The sequence below is a fragment of the Paenibacillus sp. FSL H7-0737 genome, from assembly GCF_000758545.1.
In the GTDB taxonomy this organism is placed as follows: Bacteria; Bacillota; Bacilli; order Paenibacillales; family Paenibacillaceae; genus Paenibacillus_AQ.
In genome coordinates this window covers 5,244,600-5,261,953 of the sequence record NZ_CP009279.1, presented here as the reverse complement: position 1 = coordinate 5,261,953, position 17,354 = coordinate 5,244,600, and the positions used below count along the sequence as shown (strand labels likewise).

Genomic DNA, 17,354 nt, shown 5'->3' with positions numbered 1-17,354 from the left:
AATAAAAGCTATACTTTTTGATAAAGTAATTTTCTTTTGAGAAGAGTGGAGCCGAAGTGATGAAGAAGTTAACAATTGATGATGTGGCTCAAAAAGCGGGAGTGTCGAAGAGTACGGTCTCCCAATTTTTGAACAAACGTTTTAAATATATGAGTGAAGCGACGAAAAACCGGATCGAGGCTGTGATTGAGGAGCTCAATTATCAACCGAATGGACTTGCGCGCAGTCTGAAACAGAATCGGACGCATATGGTCGGAATCATCGTTGCTAATATCGATTATTCGCTGTCTATTCAATGTATCCGGGCGATCGAGAACGAGCTGCAGCAACACGGAATCCAAGTAATCATATGCAATGCCGATGAGAATGCGGATAAAGAAAGCAAGTACGTCGAAACCTTAGTTGCCCGCCAGGTGGACGGTTTGATTATTTTTCCGACGGGGAACAATCCATCTGCATACAGCCGACTAATAGAGGCGGATTTTCCGTTAGTGTTTATGGATCGTCTGGTAGATGGAATCACTACGCAGAGTTTGCTGCTCGACAATGAAATGGCGGCCAAGATAGGTGTGGGACAGCTTACACAGCAAGGCCATGAGCGAATTGCTCTGGTCACCCTGCCGCTAGGGGAGCATGCGATTACCCCTCGTAAAGAGCGGATCAGTGGTTATAAAAAAGCAATGGAAGAAGCGGACCTAACGCTGCGTGAGGAGTATATTTGTAGTGTGCCAAAAGAAGAATTAGCTGCAGGACTGAAGCGCCTTTTAGCGTTGCCGGAACCTCCGACAGCGTTATTGGCTACGAACGATATCACGCTAGCGGAGATTTTGAAATATGCGAATCGAAATGCCATCGCTATTCCGGAACAATTGTCTGTCATCGGTATAGATGATGCGGAGTTCGCGCAAATTTATAATCCGGTCATTACAACAATTCGTCAGCCTGCTTACGAAATGGGCATGCAAGCTGCTAAGATTATACTCTCTTGTATCGAGGATAAGGGCGCTTCTGTTCCTATCACTTATCGTTTTCCGCCGACCTTGCAACAAGGGCAGTCTGTGAGGTCTTATAAATAAGTACAGGCTATAAAAATACAAAGAAATGCCGTTCCACAGTTCAACTGTGAGACGGCATTTTTTAATAATAAAACTCCAGAGCTGCTAGACTATAAGGCTGTAACGTTGTTGTTTCATCTTGTGGTTAATTGTACTTTCTGCAACTATTTTAGTTTGTGCTTCCTGGATTGAGAGTTTAATTGTATTTTGTGCAGTTATTTCTGCGGGAAATTGCTGACAGCGATGTTCACCTGGTTTTTAAATGTATAAAGTGCAATTAAAGCCGAGAAAAAACGATTTTGACTCGATATAGTTGTATAGAGTACAGCTATGTTGTGTAGATTTGGTTGTATTCAGCTATTTATGAGAATTACAGAAGTTTACTGAGATTATGTTGCGAAAGCTGACTCAAATCTATGTGCTTAAACCTCCTGCTGCATAAACTTCGCAAGCTCCTCACGGGTCGGAAGTCCATCCATATCGCCAGGCGACATAACGGCTAACGCACCGATCGCATTGCCACGTTTGACGGCCTCAGCAATCGGAAGCTTTTCCAGCATCGCACTGATTACACCAACGGCAAAACCATCACCTGCACCTACGGTATCAACGACCTGCTCTACCTTAAACCCGTCTACATAACCTTCTCCTTCAGCGGATTTATAGTAAGCGCCTTCAGGTCCGAGCTTGATGACGATTAAGCTCGGACCTGAAGGCGCCAGATAATAGTCCGCAATCTCTTCTGGCGTACTAAGACCTGTAAGAATCTTGCCTTCACCGAGTCCTGGAAGGAACCAATCACAGCGTGTAGCCAGATCATTGATCGTCTTCACCATCGTTTCTGTATCCGGCCATAAGCTAGGGCGCAGATTTGGATCGAGGGAGACCGTCTTTCCTTGTCGCTTCATAAACTCCATAGCATGAACAGAGAATTCATGACAGCTCTTGGATAAGGCGGCGGAGATACTTGTTACGTGTAAATGTCCTGCAGCATTAAAGTATGCCTCGTCAAAATCAATCAGGCTAAGCTTGGAGGCCGCGGAATTTTTGCGGAAGTATTCGACTTTAGGATCGCCTGTAACAACCTTTGATTTGATTAACATACCCGTTGAATTTTCTTTAGTAAAAGTAATGTTGGTAGTATCAATGTTCTCTTTCTTCATTGCTTGAGCAATGAAATGACCAAAGTTATCTTCACCAAGCTTCGTAACATAACCTGTAGGATGATTTAAGCGCGATAAGCCTGTAGCTACATTGCTCTCGGCACCTGCCAACGCTTTGGAGAACGAAAATACTTCATGCAGGGGACCCGTTTCATTCGCATAAAACATCGCCATCGGCTCCCCGAAAGTGACGGCATCCAACTGTTTACTCATTTGAGTTCCTCCTAGGGTAATGAATTTATCCCAGTATAATGATGTATAATTTGAAATTATCACATAAATCGGTTTTGTACAATAAAAGAATGATTTTTAATCCGAAAGGTATTTTGGATAAAAGAAAACAAATGACAGGGAAATCCTTATAAAACAATGGTTTTTTGGTCATTTTGATAAATTAAAATCTCTATAACCATAAAAATGTATTGACTGTTAAACGTATTGTTATTACTATCTGATTATAGATTATATCGTTTTAATTAGTAAATTTAATAAAAAAGTTTATCTAAATTAGTATTTCATATTCATCTATGATCGTACCAAGAGAAAGGGAGTCTACTGATGAAGAAAATGAAAGTATTGCAGAATGTGGCGTCCGTTGGAGTTGTAGCCGTTATTCGTGCTGATAGTGCTGAGGAAGCTTTTAAAATGTCCGTTGCTTGTATCGAAGGCGGTTTGAATAATATTGAGGTAACTTTTACTACTCCGGATGCGGATGTGGCGATTAAACGATTGGTAGCGGAGTACGGAGATCGCGCAGTGATTGGAGCAGGAACTGTACTTGATCCATTAACGGCGAGAATAGCCATTCTTGCAGGCTCGGAATTTGTGGTCAGTCCCTCTTTTGAAGCAGAGACAGCTAAAATGTGTAATCTTTATGGTATTCCGTACATGCCTGGCTGCATGACATTAAATGAAATGAAGGAAGCATTGAAGTTTGGTGTGGATGTGCTGAAGTTGTTCCCTGGCAGTGCGTTTGGTCCGGATTATGTGAAAGCGGTTAAAGGCCCTATGCCGCATGTGAACATTATGCCAACAGGTGGCGTGGATCTGAATAATATGGAAAAATGGATTGCCAACGGCTGTATAGCAGTAGGAATCGGGGGTAATTTGACTGCACCTGCGAAGGATGGTCGATACGATCAGATTACCGATCTTGCGGCTCAGTATGTGGCAAAATTTAAAGAGGTAAAAGGTATTTAATTCTGTTTTTCTTAATTCGAATAGATAGATTTATTGAAGGTTGTATAGCTGACGCATGTCAGCCGTACAACCTTTTTTATATACATATTTTCCGACATTCAGATTTTCTTACATTATATGTTTTCATAAAGTATAGAATGAGGACAAAGGCAATAAACTATAAAGTAGAAGAGTTATGATGTTTGACTGACGTCTACGAATTGGAATGGTTTATTATCGGACCGGGAGTGAGTATATGCCTGCTTATCATGATAAAAAGCTGTATCTTGCAGCTGATGAAGAGGATGCGGAATACGTAGAAATTGCGTCGGCATTCCATGGTTGTAAGGTGACGGAAGGCCAGATCTATAGATTAGAGAGGAATTACAATAACCCTCATATTTTTGAGAATGGAGAGGCGTATGTTGTGGATGATGAAACTAGGGACAACTACGCAGTGTTCATGCTCTGCAAGATTGTGTTATATAAATAGAGTTATGTGCTCGATTCTAAGGTTATTTCTTGTTTACTGACGGCTTCTTTTCCGACAGGAGGATAAGCCGTTTCTTTTGGAAATGGGAGATATTTCTTACCTAAACGCTTGCCGGCCTTATTGGGATGCCGAAGGCGTTTATACTTGTGTCATTTTTGTTATAAAGTTATTCAAAAGAGTATTTGAATGATTGAAGTTTCCCCTGTATGCTTAGTAGGAATTATTGGCTGCGAAATGCTATGAAATGTGCGATAGCACTTTATAAAAGATGGCTTAACATGACGTTCTAAGAAAAGTTTGGTATTCTAAAAATATTAATTACAGGGTTGCAACAAATTCGCAGTCTTGCGCGTCAGTAAGATTGCATAGAGAGGGGGAACCTTCGTGGTGGAGCAGGGACTCATCAGAGCCGCTCAAGCGGGCGATCGCGACGCTCTAATCACCCTATTGCGAGAAATTGAAGGGCATGTATATAAAACCGCCTTCTACATTTTGCATAATGAACAAGATGCGCTGGATGCATCTCAGGAGGCCTTGATCCGGGTTTATACCAAAATCGGTTCATATGAGGAAAAGGCCCAGTTCAAAACGTGGGTTCAGCGAATCGTTACCAATATTTGCATTGATAAATTCAGAAGAACTAAACCTACAGTTTCTATTGATGAGCATGAAATGGTGTTTCAGGATAAACACAATGTGGAACGTGAGGTTCTATCCTCTTATTTAGCTGAGGATATACGTGAAGCGATTGATCAATTGCCCGAGCATCATCGGACGGTCATCGTCCTGCGCTATTTACAAGATTTTTCTTACAACGAGATTGCAGACTGCCTGGATTTGCCTTTGAATACAGTGAAATCATATCTGTTTAGGGCCAGACAGCAGCTGCAGAATAGACTTCAGGAGTACCAGAAAGGTGGTGTATCGGGATGAAATGCGCGGAGGTGATGGAATGGATGCACCGCTATATAGACCAAGACTTGAGCCAAGATGAGATTGTTGAGATGTTCCGTCATATCGATAATTGTCCTTCCTGCGCGGAAGTCTTTGAGCGGCTGACACTTCTCTCCAAAGAATTGGAGCAGTTGCCAGACGTGAAACCCCCGTTTAGTCTGGTTGACTCTATTTTACCTCAGCTTGCAGAATTGGATCGAAGCAGCCGTGAACAAAGCGCTGTGAGAACCGAGGAACCAGTTGTAGTTCCATTTTCACGTGAAAGCTCCCGTGGTAAACCTTCCAAGGGAACCTCTATAGCAGCACGGACAGGCATTGGAGCTATCGCAGCTGCCGTAATATTAGGGATCGCTATTTTTAATATGCCGGATAAAATGCCTGGGGCAGAGGTAGAACAAATGATGCAGGATAGTAGTAAAGCGACCAGCGATAGTGCTAATAATATGGCTATTGAATCGCAAACCTCTACTTCTGCTGAATCATATGAGGCTGCGCCTGCTAATAGCGGAACGGATTCGGGGGCTCTACCAGCTGCTCCTGATGTGAATGAAGATAACGCTGCATTAGATAGAGCGATGGGGCCGGTAGACCCTGCGTCGATGCCGACTTCTCCAACAGAAACTAATGCTGGATCTGGAGGACGGTCGATACCAGAACCAACAAATAATGTGAAGCCCAATCCTACGGAGAAGATTATGACGCCGAAGCCGGATACTGTAACGAAAGTTCAAACTCCGGATACTAGTGCTGGCGGTAATAATCAGCCCAAAGCGGATAAGAAGGATCAACCTGCTTCTATAGATAAAAGGATCGCAGCTGATTCAGCGCCACCTACGGAGGAATCATTAAAGACTTCTGATGACTTCGGAATGGGCGTTATGGGTTTTAACATTTCTAATGATTCTAATGATTCTAATGTACAGACTTGGACTTCCCCTGATGGGCATTATGCCGTTGAGTTTGCTGGATTACAGCTTGTTATTTATAAGAATTCACCCGAAGGTTCAGTGGACGATAGGATAGCAGTGACTTCTTATCCATTAGTAGGGAATTGGATTTCTGGAGAATGGTCGGCGGATAGCTCGCAGTTCACGTATGTGACGGAGAAAGATGGTGTGAATACCACTAAGGTGTACACTGTACAGGAAGCAGCAGCTTCTTCAACGCCGGTTACATCACCTGGGGCGACACCATCGAAGACTCCATCTTCAACGTCAACAAATTAAATTGAGGCTGGAACATTTTTCGAAGTTTCAGAATATACTATAGCAACCGGACAGGAACTAGAAAGTATAGGATTTGAAGAACATCGGTATGACCGTCGGATGGGAAGTTTCTAGGGCTTCTCACTCCGGCGTTTATATAGATGCGCCGCTTAAACGGAGGGGCTTTGGCCATGGCTGCCAGAGTTTCTCCGTTTTTGCATGTGCATTTATGTCGTTTTTTTTGCTACAATAGGAATCTGGGCAAATTGGGCTAGATGAATGGAAAAGGAAGTGGCGGAATGGATGCCAAAACGGCGATAAAAGAAATCAAACAAGGGAAAATCTCACCGCTGTACCTTTTGTACGGCAGTGAAAAATTTCGAATGAATGAATTCGCGGCATTGCTGGAAGACCAGCTGATTGCCAAAGAGGATCGCGATTTTGCGGTTATTCCCTTTGATCTCTCTGAGACGCCGGTGCAGGCTGTGGTAGAAGAAGCTGAGACTGTACCTTTTATGGTAGAACGTAAATTATTGCTGGTGCGGGACGCATCGTTATTTACAGCGGGAAAAGAAAATGCCAAACTTGAGCATCGTATAGATATTTTAAGTGATTATTTGCAGCATCCTGTAGATTTCAGTGTGATCGTCTTTATGGTGAATAGTGACAAGCTGGACGAGCGTAAGAAAATTGTGAAGACTGTTAAAACGGCGGGTACGGTATTAGCTTTCAACCCGCTAGGGGCAGAAGAACTGCTGCGCTGGGTAGAGAAAGGGATTCGTGAGCGGGGGTGTACGATGGCACCTGGCACCGCAGAGATTCTTATCACTAATGCCGGGACAGGTTTGCAGGGCTTATCCGCGGAAATGGACAAGCTATGTTTGTTCGCTGGTAAGGGCGGAACCGTAGACGCAGAAGCAGTAGAGAGTCTGGTGCATCGCGGAACGGAACAAAATGTGTTTACACTTGTAGAGGATATCGCTAATCTGCGTCTAGATAAGGCGCTTGATACGCTGTATGAGCTGTTGAAGCAGCGAGAAGAACCCATTAAGATTGCTGCGCTGGTTGCGCGGCAGTTCCGAATTATTTTACAGGTGAAGGATTTATCAGCACATAGTTATTCGCAAGGTCAGATTGCCTCTCAGATTGGACTTCATCCTTATGCAGTAAAGCTTGCAGGGGAGCAGGCCCACAAGTTCTCAAGTGAACGTCTGCGGCAAATTTTAAGTGCACTAGCTGATCTGGATTATAAGATGAAGACAGGAGCTATAGATAAAGTGCTTGGTCTGGAGTTGTTTATGTTGCGGCTAGGTACTTGAACTAAGCAGTGGAAAAAGTATATGGAGATGATCCATCTATGAAAAATGCCTAATCGGAATGAAAGTAACTTATTCAAAAGAGAAAAGTTGATCGTTTAAGAAAACTACCTTTCTAAGGTGGTTTTTTTTTCATTCAACTAACGTCTAAAGGAAACTATTACTTATATTTATAGAATAGTAGGCACAAAAAAACCCAACCGTATGAAACATAGCGGTCAGGTTCTTCAATTGCTCATTATGAATGTCGTCTTAGGCTTGAGCCTTAAGAGCGTTCAATTTCTTCGCCAAGCGGGATTTTTTGCGGGCAGCCGCATTTTTATGAACCAGACCTTTAGTTACGGCCTTGTCCAGCTTTTTGGAAGCAGCTTGGAAAGCAGCTTGAGCAGTTTCAACTTCCGTACCTGTCAGTGCTACATCAGCAGTTTTCACAGCTGTACGAAGCGCGGATTTTTGGGAAGCGTTCAGTGCACGGCGTTTTTCGTTCGTGTTTACGCGTTTAACCGCGGATTTAATATTTGGCATTGCATTCACCTCCTGTAAGACATTCGAAATCATTATCAAATGATTCACAACTTAAAATAGTTTAGCATGACCGGTAGTAAAAAGCAATACTTAAAGCTTTCAAATTAAACCATTTTAACCTGCATAAACAAGGGCTTTCTCTCGCACACTATCGACAAAAGAGCATAGGCAGAAGCTTGCAATTTGAGTTTTTGTTAGAAGTAACTCAAAGAAGTGTCTACTCACAAAACTAAGTATCGCTTCCGATGTGAGTTTTGTCCGAAGTAATTCAATGGAGCGATACTAACAAAACTTTTAGGAGGCTGGAACAATGGAACCGGATCTGCAGCTATATTCGGTACGCACGGACTTGGCGTTAGAGGCAAAGGAAATGGCTCAAGGGCCACAAAGGACGCCAATCCCTGGTGTAAACGAAGAAGTGGAAGAGTCTGATGGGATAAAAGTTACCCGGCTTGGTGTGGCTAACGCTGCCGGATCACAGGCGATAGGTCGCGCGATTGGAAATTATGTCACGCTTGAGGTACCAGCATTGCGCAATGGAGATACTGGCTTGCAGCAAAAAGTAGCTGAAGTCTTTGCTCGCGAATTCGAGGACTTCCTGACTAGGATTGGGATTGGTAAGGATGCATCTGTACTAATTGTTGGATTGGGGAACTGGAATGTGACTCCAGATTCATTGGGGCCGCTGGTGGTGGAGAATGCGCTCATTACTCGGCAATTTTATGAGCTCGTGCCGGATCAGGTCTCTCCAGGCTACCGTAAGGTAAGTGCTATTGCTCCCGGGGTGTTAGGGTTGACCGGTATCGAGTCGAGTGAGGTTGTACAGGGGATCGTGGATCGTACAAAGCCGGATCTTATTATTGCCATTGATGCGCTGGCATCTCGTTCGCTTGAACGGATCAATACGACGATTCAAATTGCCGACATCGGTATCCACCCCGGTTCGGGGATTGGCAATAAACGGCGCGGATTGACGCAGGAAATTCTGGGTGTTCCTTGTATTGCTATCGGTGTTCCTACAGTTTGCTATGCTTCGACCATTGTAAATAATGTACTGGAGATGATGAAGAATCATTTCGGGCAAGGAGCTGGTCACACCAAGGAAATTATGGGGATGCTAGACGATATTTCTGAGCAGGAACGATTGTCATTAGTGAAGGAAGTACTTGAGCCACTAGGACATGATTTGATCGTTACACCTAAGGAAATCGATGAATTTATTGAAGGCATCGCCAATATTGTAGCCAGTGGTCTGAACGCGGCCCTGCATGATGCGGTCGATCCTGAGAATGTCGGCGCTTATACCCACTAATTGAATCATAGCTAGCACAAGTCCGGCGGGATGCTGATGTACAGTATCTCGCCGGACTCTATGTCTATTCTCTCATTTAGGGTTCTACTATTTCTCTTTCGCTCATAGATTTGGAGTATAAGAGATTACAGAGGGCTGGAGGAGGACATAAATATAATGAATAAAAAATGGTTTCAGCTTTGGAACATCGGCCGTTTACGTGGAAGAGTGCTGGATGCTTTATCGCTGGGAAGAACGATGCTGCTGTTGGCCGGAGGTTCGCTAGTATTTTTCATGCTGCTTGGCGCTGGTGGATTGGCCGGACAGAAGTTGAACTCTTCACCCATTCCATCTATGAAGGGGCTTGCGGCCTCCCTATCGAGTGGATTTTTCATGGAGCTGTTGGGGATGGAGGTCCCCCATTTACCGCAAGGGAAAGAGCCTTCCGCTTTTTCAGGTGAAAAAGTAACTTCCTTTGTATTTCAATTACTGACCAGTGTGAATCCAAGTGATCCGAAGAGTCTAGTTTCTCGTGAAGTGCCAGGCTTGGCAGCGGATGATCCATTTCTTTTGCGAAAAGGCTCGGGTGGCTCTACAGGAGCTCCTGTTGATTATCATCCGGGAACGGATGAACTGGCTGAAGGTGGAGGGGAAGAGGTTGATCCATCGGTTCCAAACGAAGTGGACAAGCCCGAAGATACTCCAGCACAGCAGCCTGAAGCGACAATAGCTCCGTCTCCTGAGCCATCAGGAGCTGCGGGAGGTACGGATAAGAGTGATCCGCAAAGCGAGACAGATAATACCAAGGACACCTCAGTTAAACGGATCCTTATCTATCATTCACATCCTCGGGAGGCCTATAACCCTCTACTAGGAGTAGCGAACGAAAATCCAAGCTCTGCGGTTTCAACTAAAAATGTAATGCTGGTAGGATCATATATTACGAAAAGATTGGAACAACGCGGGATTGGTACAGTTCATGCCAAAGAAGATTTTCTAACAAAAATTGCCGACTATAACTGGAATTTTTCCTACAAATACTCTCGAATGCTGGTTAAATCTGCGATGAGCTCAAATCAAGAAATGAGTGAACTTATCGACATTCACCGCGACTCGCAGCGTCATGGCAAAACAACTGCAGTGATTGATGGGAAAAGTTACGCTCAGGTGTATTTTATTATTGGACATGCGAATAAAGATTGGAAGAAGAACGAAGAGTTTGCGAACAAGATTCATCAAACGATTGAAAAGAGTTACCCAGGAATATCTCGCGGAATATGGGGAAAAGCTGCGGGTAAAGGAAACAACGGGGAGTACAACCAAACCCTCTCACCTAACAGTGTCTTGATTGAGGTGGGCGGTATTGATAATACAGCAGAGGAATTAAAGCGTACGGCTGATATTTTGGCAGACGCTATTGCGGATGTGTACTGGAGCAGTCATGACTCGGAGAAGGTAAACGCTGCTGGCAAGGCGACGAATCCCACAACCCAAGAGAGCAAGGGACAAACCAATGCTACAGCACCTCAAAAGTCGAACGGAGCTTCTTGAGCTACAGACATTTAATTTAGAATAAACAGCTTTATTACCAAGTATTTAAAAAGGAGTGGCTTACATGTCTCGTTTCGGTAAAAAACTGGTTATGGTCGGTATTTGGGCAGGGGTCGGCATACTCTTAGGTATGCAGTTTAGTGGCAGCGGAGGGGCAACCGTCTCTAAGCTACTGCCAGGCTGGATCGACCTATCGACTACGCCAACCAGTCAAGTGACGGGCATGCAATCACAGCCGATTAAGAATGGGGTTACACAAGGTGGGCAGACTTATGTGTATGTTCCGATGGTGATCGACCCTCTCACAGGTGCATATACGCCTGTTTCTCCATTGCCTCAGAATAGCAATCCTGCGCCAACTACAGATCTTCCTCAGAAGGTGGTAGATGGGTATAATACGAAAACTCCAGAGCAGATTTTGATTCCTGAGGAACAAAAGCCGACAGTCGATGTGATAGCGGATAAAACGGCAGGCCTTCTGCAGCAGGCTTCTCAAAAGGGCATACGCTGGGTAGTCTCATTGTTCGATTCGGCGGAAGAATCACAATGATTTCAGGAGAAACAGTTATTTCACGGGTACGTGAATAGCTGTTTCTTCTGTTTTACGTAAGGGCGGGATTGATGGAGTAAGCTTGTACTGTTATAATAAGTGGATTAATATCAGGCTGTCTGTGGGGGTAAGGAATGACTGACGTTCAGAAAAGACAACAACAAATTCGCAATTTCTCGATTATTGCACATATAGACCATGGTAAATCGACACTAGCTGACCGCATTTTGGAATACACGGGGGCACTAACCACGCGTGAAATGCAGGAACAGGTACTCGATCAGATGGATCTGGAGCGCGAACGTGGTATCACAATAAAGCTGCAAGCCGTGCGTTTAACCTATCGTGCAGACGATGGTGTAGAGTATTATCTCAATTTGATTGATACACCGGGACACGTCGATTTCACCTATGAAGTTTCCCGCAGTCTTGCAGCATGTGAAGGCGCACTGCTGGTTGTGGATGCGGCTCAAGGAATTGAAGCGCAGACACTGGCCAATGTGTATTTAGCACTGGATAATAACCTTGAAATCCTACCTGTGCTTAACAAAATTGATTTGCCAAACGCTGACCCTGACCGGGTAAAGCAGGAGATTGAGGATGTTATCGGGCTGGATACCAGTGAAGCGGTTATGGCATCTGCCAAAGCCGGTATTGGGATCAAGGAAATTCTGGAGCAGGTGGTGAAGCAGGTTCCTGCGCCATCCGGTAATTCAGAAGAGCCGCTTAAAGCGTTGATTTTTGACTCTCATTACGATCCTTACAAAGGCGTTATCGTCTATGTGCGCGTAATGGACGGTAAAATCCGTGCGGGATCGAAGATTAAGATGATGGCAACTGAGAAGACTTTCGAGGTCATTGAAGTTGGCGCATTTATGCCGCGTATGACCATTGTCGATGAATTGAACATCGGGGATGTTGGATTTATCGTAGCTGGGATCAAGCATGTTGGAGATACCCGTGTCGGTGATACTGTCACTGACGCAAAGAATCCTACTGCTGAGCCGCTTCCAGGTTACCGTAAGATCAACCCGATGGTATATTGCGGTTTGTATCCGATTGAGACCTCCGATTATAACGATCTTCGTGAGGCATTGGAGAAGCTCCAGCTTAATGATGCTTCACTAAGCTTTGAACCGGAAAGCTCGAGCGCGCTTGGATTTGGTTTCCGTTGCGGATTCCTTGGACTCTTGCATATGGAGATCATTCAAGAGCGGATTGAGCGCGAGTTCAATTTGCCGCTAATTACAACAGCACCGAGTGTTATTTATCGAATTATGCTGACCAATGGCGAAATGATTCAAATCGACAACCCGTCACATTATCCGGAAATCGGAACGATTGACTACATTGAAGAGCCATATGTTAAAGCAGCGATCATTGTGCCTAACGACTTCGTAGGTACTGTAATGGAGCTGTGCCAGAACAAACGCGGCGAGTTCGTAAATATGGAATATCTAGATACTAATCGTGTAACGATTACGTACGAGATTCCGCTGTCAGAGATCGTTTATGATTTCTTTGATCAGTTGAAATCAGGTACAAAAGGTTACGCATCCTACGACTATGAAATTTGCGGATACCGTCGTTCGAATCTGGTCAAGATGGATATCTTGCTTAACAATGAGCAGGTCGATGCCTTGTCCTTTATCGTTCACCGTGATCGTGCATACAACCGCGGTCGTATCATTTGTGAGAAACTACGTGGGATTATCCCTCGTCAAATGTTTGAAGTGCCGATTCAAGCCTCTGTGGGTACGAAGGTGGTTGCGCGTGAAACCGTTAAGGCGATGCGCAAAAACGTACTTGCAAAATGTTACGGCGGTGATATTTCGCGTAAGCGGAAGCTGCTAGAGAAACAAAAAGAAGGTAAGAAACGCATGAAGCAAGTAGGTAGCGTAGAGGTACCACAAGAAGCATTCATGGCAGTACTGAAGATCGACGAGTAGAAATTAGGTAGAGCCGGGAGAATATCCCGGCTCTATTTTTTTGCGCAGGAGAAGTTTACAATAGGGTGGAAGGATTGTAAGCACATACACTGTAAGGGGAGTCCTCTTTTGAAACGATTATATTTGAAACTTACGCCAAGTACCTTTAAGAATCGGATTTTGTTAGCTTTCTTACTGTTGGTACTAACACCCATTGCCATGCTCGTTCTGTATAACTTCAAAGAGACAGAACAAATGCTTCAGGATAATGCGGAAACGAAGAACATAGAGCAGCTTATTGGGATTAAGAATGGTTTTGTTGATCTCATGAGTCTCGTTATGAAAACAGGGTCATTACTTGAACAAGATACAACGATTTTATCGATAATGAAGAATCCCGAGCAATCGGATGAAATCACGAGAAAAAAGCTCGTTGAAAACAAGTTTGGAGCGATTGAAAATACATTCTTCATGAGTGGAGCGACGGTGTATTATACTTTAATCGACCTTCATGGAAACGCATACACTTCCTTTATGCCGAGGGAAACTTTGAGCTACGACGAAATCCAATCGGAGGATTGGGTTCAAGCATTGAAGCGAGAAGGAGCGAATCGATATATATGGAATCCGAATGACAAGAATAATGTGGTCCGGGAAAGTACAACAAGTAAGAAAATGCTTAGCCTCTATGAGGTTATGCGTGATAATGGTTTTAACATTTATGCCTATGCAAGGCTAAGTATCGATTATGAGGAGTGGTTTACTAGATCAACGTTAGGGAGTAAACAGGAAGGTTCTTTTTTTCTGCTCGATGCCTCAGGGAGAATGATGCTTAATCCGGATAAGGATGAGACCTTTTCTCCAGATATTGCGCAGAGTATTGTGAAGAGTGACCACCAGCGGCAGACAGAGCGTGCTGCATCTATCATCGATCCGAAGGAGAAGAGCTTATACACATACAGCTACATCGAAGAGTTGAATGGTTATGTCGTTAAAAAGGTACAGCTAGCACAGCTATTTCTTGAGGTGTATAAGCAGAAGCAACGATTTTTTGCTGTATTTGGAGTCATACTACTGCTATTTGTTCTATTAACTTATTTTATATCATCGACGATTACAGTGCCGCTAAAGAAGCTGCAGAAGAAGATGGAGATGACCGCTAAAACGAATCTCAAAATGAAATTACCCGAGCAAGGGCGGGGAGAGATTCTTGCACTGACTCAGAGTTTCAATATAATGATCCATGATTTAAATGAGCTGTTGCAGCGTCTTCAGCTTGAAGAAAAACAGAAGCAATTCGTTCGATTTCAGGTGTTACTTTCGCAGATGAATCCACATTTCCTACTAAATACATTGAATACGATAAAGAGCATCGCCTTAGATAAAGATGATGATGAAATTTATGAAATTTGTGTTGCGCTAGGCAAAATATTGGAAACAACATTAAATACTGAAGTGGATTTGATTCTGTTAAAGGATGAGATTGTACTCATAGAATCTTACATGGAGATTCAGCGGCAACGCTTCGGACATGGGATTGAAATTCAATATGATATCAACGAGGAACTACAGTACGCATTAATCCCTAAATTCTGTCTTCAGCCCTTAATTGAAAATAGCTTGATTCACGGCTTCGGTCAGTCTGTGAAACAAGGGAGAATTGATATTTCCGCTAAGGTGACTGGACAGCAACTATATCTGCAGGTTAAAGATAACGGCATGGGGATAGATAGAGCACAGCTGAATAAGGCTGCACGGAAACGAAAAGGAATCGGTGTTCAGAATATTAGGGAGAGCTTAGAGCTGTTGTTCAAGAATCAACGGACAGGCATGGACATTGTATCATCAGACACAGGAACTGAAGTGATTATCCATTTTCCACTTCTTATTTCAAAACCTTACGATGGAGGTAAGCTCACATGTGGAGAACGTTAATTGTGGATGATGAACAACCCGCGGTTAAAAGTATACGGAAGTTATTCTTAAAGGCTGGAATCCCGTTTGAAATTATAGGTGAGGCCGAGAATGGAGAAGTAGGCTTGCAAATGATTCGTGAGCTTCGACCTGATGTGGTAGTGACGGATATCAATATGCCAGTGATGGATGGGGTGAAGCTCCTTCAAGTTGCGCGAGAGGAAGGCTTCGACTGCCGATTTGTAATGTTGACCGCATTGAGTGAATTTGAATACGCTCGGCAAGCGCTCGTATTTGGAGCTTCGGACTACATTCTGAAGCTATCTTTAGATCTCCAAGGTTTGAAGCAGACCATGGGTAAGGTTCATGCCGAGCTGGAGCGAATGGTGAAGATGAAAAAGGCCGATAAATGGTTTCCTGAGAAGCAACAAACGGGACCGACAGATCATGTGGAGATGAACAAAATAATTGCTTATATTGAAGAGCATTATTCTGAGGACATCTCGCTCAAATCCATGTCAGAGTTGATACGAATGGATGCCAGCTATATAAGTGACTTATTCAAGAAAAAGACAGGGCAAACCTTGACGAATTATATTCAAGAGCGGCGTATTCAGGCTGGAAAAATGCTGCTTGCAGAGACGAAGCTAACAATTAGTGAGATTGGGCAGCAGGTGGGCTTTGAGAACGATAATTATTTTATTAAAATTTTCAAAAAGTGGTGTGGCGTCACGCCAAATGAATTTCGCAAAGAACCAAAAAACGTTCTATAGTTTCCCAAATGTAGTTCATCCCCCAGAATCCGCTCTGATGATAAAGTTATAGACGTAGAGCACAACACATAATCCTTCCAAGGGGGAAGATATCGATGAAGAAAAAGTGGTATCCTGCAGTGCTTTCTGTCTTATTAGCAGGTACGATGCTGGCTGGTTGTGGTACTAGTGGAAGTAATGATGCGCAGGGCAGTGCAAATGGACAAACAGCAAAGGAGAAAATAAAGCTTACGATGTGGGGGGCAGTTCCTGCAGAAGCCGGGCCTCAAGCTGTAATTGATAACTGGAATAAAGATAATCCGGACATTCAAGTCGAGTATATCCGTAATGTAAATGACGATGCTGGAAACTTAAAGCTGGATACTGCCTTGATGACCAATCAAAACATAGACCTTTTCATGAACTACGATCTTGCTCATTTACAGAAACGTATGGATGCAGGCGTTGCCTTGGATCTAAGCACGAAGACAGATTATGATATCGACAGCCAGATCGGCGAGGACGCAGCAATGTGGAAAATCAATGATAAGTACTATGGGATTCCTACAAAGAAAAACATGGCGTTTGTGTGGTTGAACAAAGATATGCTGGATGCAGCAGGATTACCGATTCCTGCGGTGGACTGGACCTGGTCAGATCTTGAGGAGTATGCGAAGAAGCTAACGAAGCCTGGTGTGTACGGATTATTGCAGGCAGATTCCTCCTTCTCAACAACGATGGACGGTACGCTTGCTGGAATGGGTGTGAAACAGGCGGATGGTACTTCAAACTTTGGGAATGATCTATGGAAAGAACACCTGGAAATATTGCATAACATGATGTTCGTGGACAAATCCACACCGGAATATGGCGAGCAACTGACCAGTAAAATGCCGGTTGACACCATGTTCTTGCAAGGCAAAGCGGCAATGCTGGCAGCAGGTGAGTTTATTTTCCGAAATGCGAACAACTTGAAAGACTATCCGCATGATTTCAAAACCGCGTTCGCCGCTATTCCAAAAGTGAATAAAGATCAAAAGGATTATAAATATTCGGGCGGTGTGGGTGACATGCTTGCTCTTAATGCGAAATCCAAGAACCTGGATGCAGCTTGGGAGTTCGCAAAATGGTATGCGGATGGCGGTATGCTGCCAATGGCAAGCGGGGGTCGTATTCCAGCCTCTAAGAGTGTAGATAGTAAGGAAGCAATGAGCCTTCTCATGAAGGGTGTGGAAGACAAATATGATACAGATTCAATGAATAAAATTGTATTCGGCAAATTCCCGTCCTTCCAGCTAAATGTAACTCAACAAGCCATTGATGCACGTAAAGAAGAGTATGAAAAATACTTCTTAAATAAGCAAGATATTGAAACCACGATGAAGAATATGCAAACCCGTTCGCAAGAGTTATTGAAATAATGAAATAGTTAGCACAAAAGAGAAGGAGGAAGATTTCTTCGTTCTTCTCTTTCGTGT

15 protein-coding genes are annotated in these 17,354 nt (G+C 43.8%); 13 read left to right on the top strand and 2 right to left on the bottom strand.

Features of this window, described 5'->3' with window-relative positions:
• The first annotated feature begins 59 nt into the window (after window positions 1-59).
• Entirely contained in the window at window positions 60-1,076 is a 1,017-nt protein-coding gene (locus tag H70737_RS23020; RefSeq protein WP_042191036.1) for a LacI family DNA-binding transcriptional regulator, read from the top strand.
• A 401-nt stretch (window positions 1,077-1,477) separates the two neighbouring features.
• Here the strand turns inward: H70737_RS23020 and H70737_RS23015 are convergent, their stop codons facing one another.
• The gene (locus H70737_RS23015; RefSeq protein WP_042191033.1) at window positions 1,478-2,431 is read right to left on the bottom strand and encodes a sugar kinase; all 954 of its coding nucleotides are present in this window, start codon (window positions 2,429-2,431) and stop codon (window positions 1,478-1,480) included.
• Between the two features lie 345 nt (window positions 2,432-2,776).
• Between H70737_RS23015 and H70737_RS23010 the strand changes: the two genes are divergently transcribed.
• The 5 genes from H70737_RS23010 (at window position 2,777) to holA (ending at window position 7,368) form a co-directional block, all read left to right on the top strand.
• Window positions 2,777-3,418: a bifunctional 2-keto-4-hydroxyglutarate aldolase/2-keto-3-deoxy-6-phosphogluconate aldolase gene (locus tag H70737_RS23010; protein WP_042130419.1), complete on the top strand. Its 642-nt coding sequence runs from the start codon at window positions 2,777-2,779 to the stop codon at window positions 3,416-3,418.
• 235 nt (window positions 3,419-3,653) lie between these two features.
• Window positions 3,654-3,890: a hypothetical protein gene (locus H70737_RS23005; protein WP_042191032.1), complete on the top strand. Its 237-nt coding sequence runs from the start codon at window positions 3,654-3,656 to the stop codon at window positions 3,888-3,890.
• A gap of 384 nt (window positions 3,891-4,274) precedes the next feature.
• Window positions 4,275-4,823, top strand: a complete 549-nt coding sequence (locus H70737_RS23000) for an RNA polymerase sigma factor (RefSeq protein ID WP_036677530.1) — start codon at window positions 4,275-4,277, stop codon at window positions 4,821-4,823.
• On the top strand, window positions 4,820-6,070 hold the full coding sequence (locus tag H70737_RS22995; RefSeq protein ID WP_042191029.1) for an anti-sigma factor family protein: 1,251 nt from the start codon (window positions 4,820-4,822) through the stop codon (window positions 6,068-6,070). The genes H70737_RS23000 and H70737_RS22995 overlap by 4 nt, the downstream gene beginning before the upstream one ends.
• A 278-nt stretch (window positions 6,071-6,348) precedes the next feature.
• Entirely contained in the window at window positions 6,349-7,368 is a 1,020-nt protein-coding gene (gene holA / locus H70737_RS22990) for a DNA polymerase III subunit delta (protein WP_042191027.1), read from the top strand.
• Between the two features lie 249 nt (window positions 7,369-7,617).
• On the opposite strand, the gene rpsT is transcribed toward holA, so the two are convergent.
• Window positions 7,618-7,890 (bottom strand): 30S ribosomal protein S20, encoded by a 273-nt coding sequence (rpsT, locus tag H70737_RS22985; protein ID WP_042130412.1) that lies wholly within the window; start codon window positions 7,888-7,890, stop codon window positions 7,618-7,620.
• Window positions 7,891-8,200: 310 nt separating this feature from the next.
• On the opposite strand from rpsT, the gene gpr reads away from it, so the two are divergent.
• The 7 genes from gpr (at window position 8,201) to H70737_RS22950 (ending at window position 17,297) form a co-directional block, all read left to right on the top strand.
• Window positions 8,201-9,202 carry a GPR endopeptidase gene (gpr, locus tag H70737_RS22980; RefSeq protein WP_042191024.1) on the top strand — a complete coding sequence of 334 codons (1,002 nt, stop codon included), beginning with the start codon at window positions 8,201-8,203 and terminating at the stop codon, window positions 9,200-9,202.
• Between the two features lie 156 nt (window positions 9,203-9,358).
• Window positions 9,359-10,732: a stage II sporulation protein P gene (locus tag H70737_RS22975; protein ID WP_042191022.1), complete on the top strand. Its 1,374-nt coding sequence runs from the start codon at window positions 9,359-9,361 to the stop codon at window positions 10,730-10,732.
• 64 nt (window positions 10,733-10,796) lie between these two features.
• Window positions 10,797-11,282 carry a hypothetical protein gene (locus tag H70737_RS22970; protein ID WP_042191019.1) on the top strand — a complete coding sequence of 162 codons (486 nt, stop codon included), beginning with the start codon at window positions 10,797-10,799 and terminating at the stop codon, window positions 11,280-11,282.
• A 134-nt stretch (window positions 11,283-11,416) separates the two neighbouring features.
• Window positions 11,417-13,231: a translation elongation factor 4 gene (gene lepA, locus H70737_RS22965; RefSeq protein ID WP_036677511.1), complete on the top strand. Its 1,815-nt coding sequence runs from the start codon at window positions 11,417-11,419 to the stop codon at window positions 13,229-13,231.
• A gap of 108 nt (window positions 13,232-13,339) precedes the next feature.
• Window positions 13,340-15,145, top strand: coding sequence for a cache domain-containing sensor histidine kinase (locus H70737_RS22960; RefSeq protein WP_231573338.1), 1,806 nt, complete (start codon window positions 13,340-13,342; stop codon window positions 15,143-15,145).
• Entirely contained in the window at window positions 15,130-15,897 is a 768-nt protein-coding gene (locus tag H70737_RS22955) for a response regulator transcription factor (protein ID WP_042191014.1), read from the top strand. Before H70737_RS22960 ends, H70737_RS22955 begins: the two co-directional genes overlap by 16 nt.
• 95 nt (window positions 15,898-15,992) lie before the next feature.
• Window positions 15,993-17,297, top strand: coding sequence for an ABC transporter substrate-binding protein (locus H70737_RS22950; RefSeq protein WP_042191012.1), 1,305 nt, complete (start codon window positions 15,993-15,995; stop codon window positions 17,295-17,297).
• Window positions 17,298-17,354: the final 57 nt, after the last annotated feature.

Excerpts from the sequence above, each read along its gene's own strand:
- gpr (WP_042191024.1), top strand. The coding sequence starts at position 8,201 with ATGGAACCGGATCTGCAGCTATATTCGGTACGCACGGACTTGGCGTTA.
- H70737_RS22950 (WP_042191012.1), top strand. The coding sequence starts at position 15,993 with ATGAAGAAAAAGTGGTATCCTGCAGTGCTTTCTGTCTTATTAGCAGGT.
- H70737_RS22975 (WP_042191022.1), top strand. The coding sequence starts at position 9,359 with ATGAATAAAAAATGGTTTCAGCTTTGGAACATCGGCCGTTTACGTGGA.
- H70737_RS23020 (WP_042191036.1), top strand. The coding sequence starts at position 60 with ATGAAGAAGTTAACAATTGATGATGTGGCTCAAAAAGCGGGAGTGTCG.
- holA (WP_042191027.1), top strand. The coding sequence starts at position 6,349 with ATGGATGCCAAAACGGCGATAAAAGAAATCAAACAAGGGAAAATCTCA.
- H70737_RS23015 (WP_042191033.1), bottom strand. The coding sequence starts at position 2,431 with ATGAGTAAACAGTTGGATGCCGTCACTTTCGGGGAGCCGATGGCGATG.
- H70737_RS22955 (WP_042191014.1), top strand. The coding sequence starts at position 15,130 with ATGTGGAGAACGTTAATTGTGGATGATGAACAACCCGCGGTTAAAAGT.
- H70737_RS23010 (WP_042130419.1), top strand. The coding sequence starts at position 2,777 with ATGAAGAAAATGAAAGTATTGCAGAATGTGGCGTCCGTTGGAGTTGTA.
- rpsT (WP_042130412.1), bottom strand. The coding sequence starts at position 7,890 with ATGCCAAATATTAAATCCGCGGTTAAACGCGTAAACACGAACGAAAAA.
- lepA (WP_036677511.1), top strand. The coding sequence starts at position 11,417 with ATGACTGACGTTCAGAAAAGACAACAACAAATTCGCAATTTCTCGATT.
- H70737_RS22970 (WP_042191019.1), top strand. The coding sequence starts at position 10,797 with ATGTCTCGTTTCGGTAAAAAACTGGTTATGGTCGGTATTTGGGCAGGG.
- H70737_RS23005 (WP_042191032.1), top strand. The coding sequence starts at position 3,654 with ATGCCTGCTTATCATGATAAAAAGCTGTATCTTGCAGCTGATGAAGAG.
- H70737_RS22995 (WP_042191029.1), top strand. The coding sequence starts at position 4,820 with ATGAAATGCGCGGAGGTGATGGAATGGATGCACCGCTATATAGACCAA.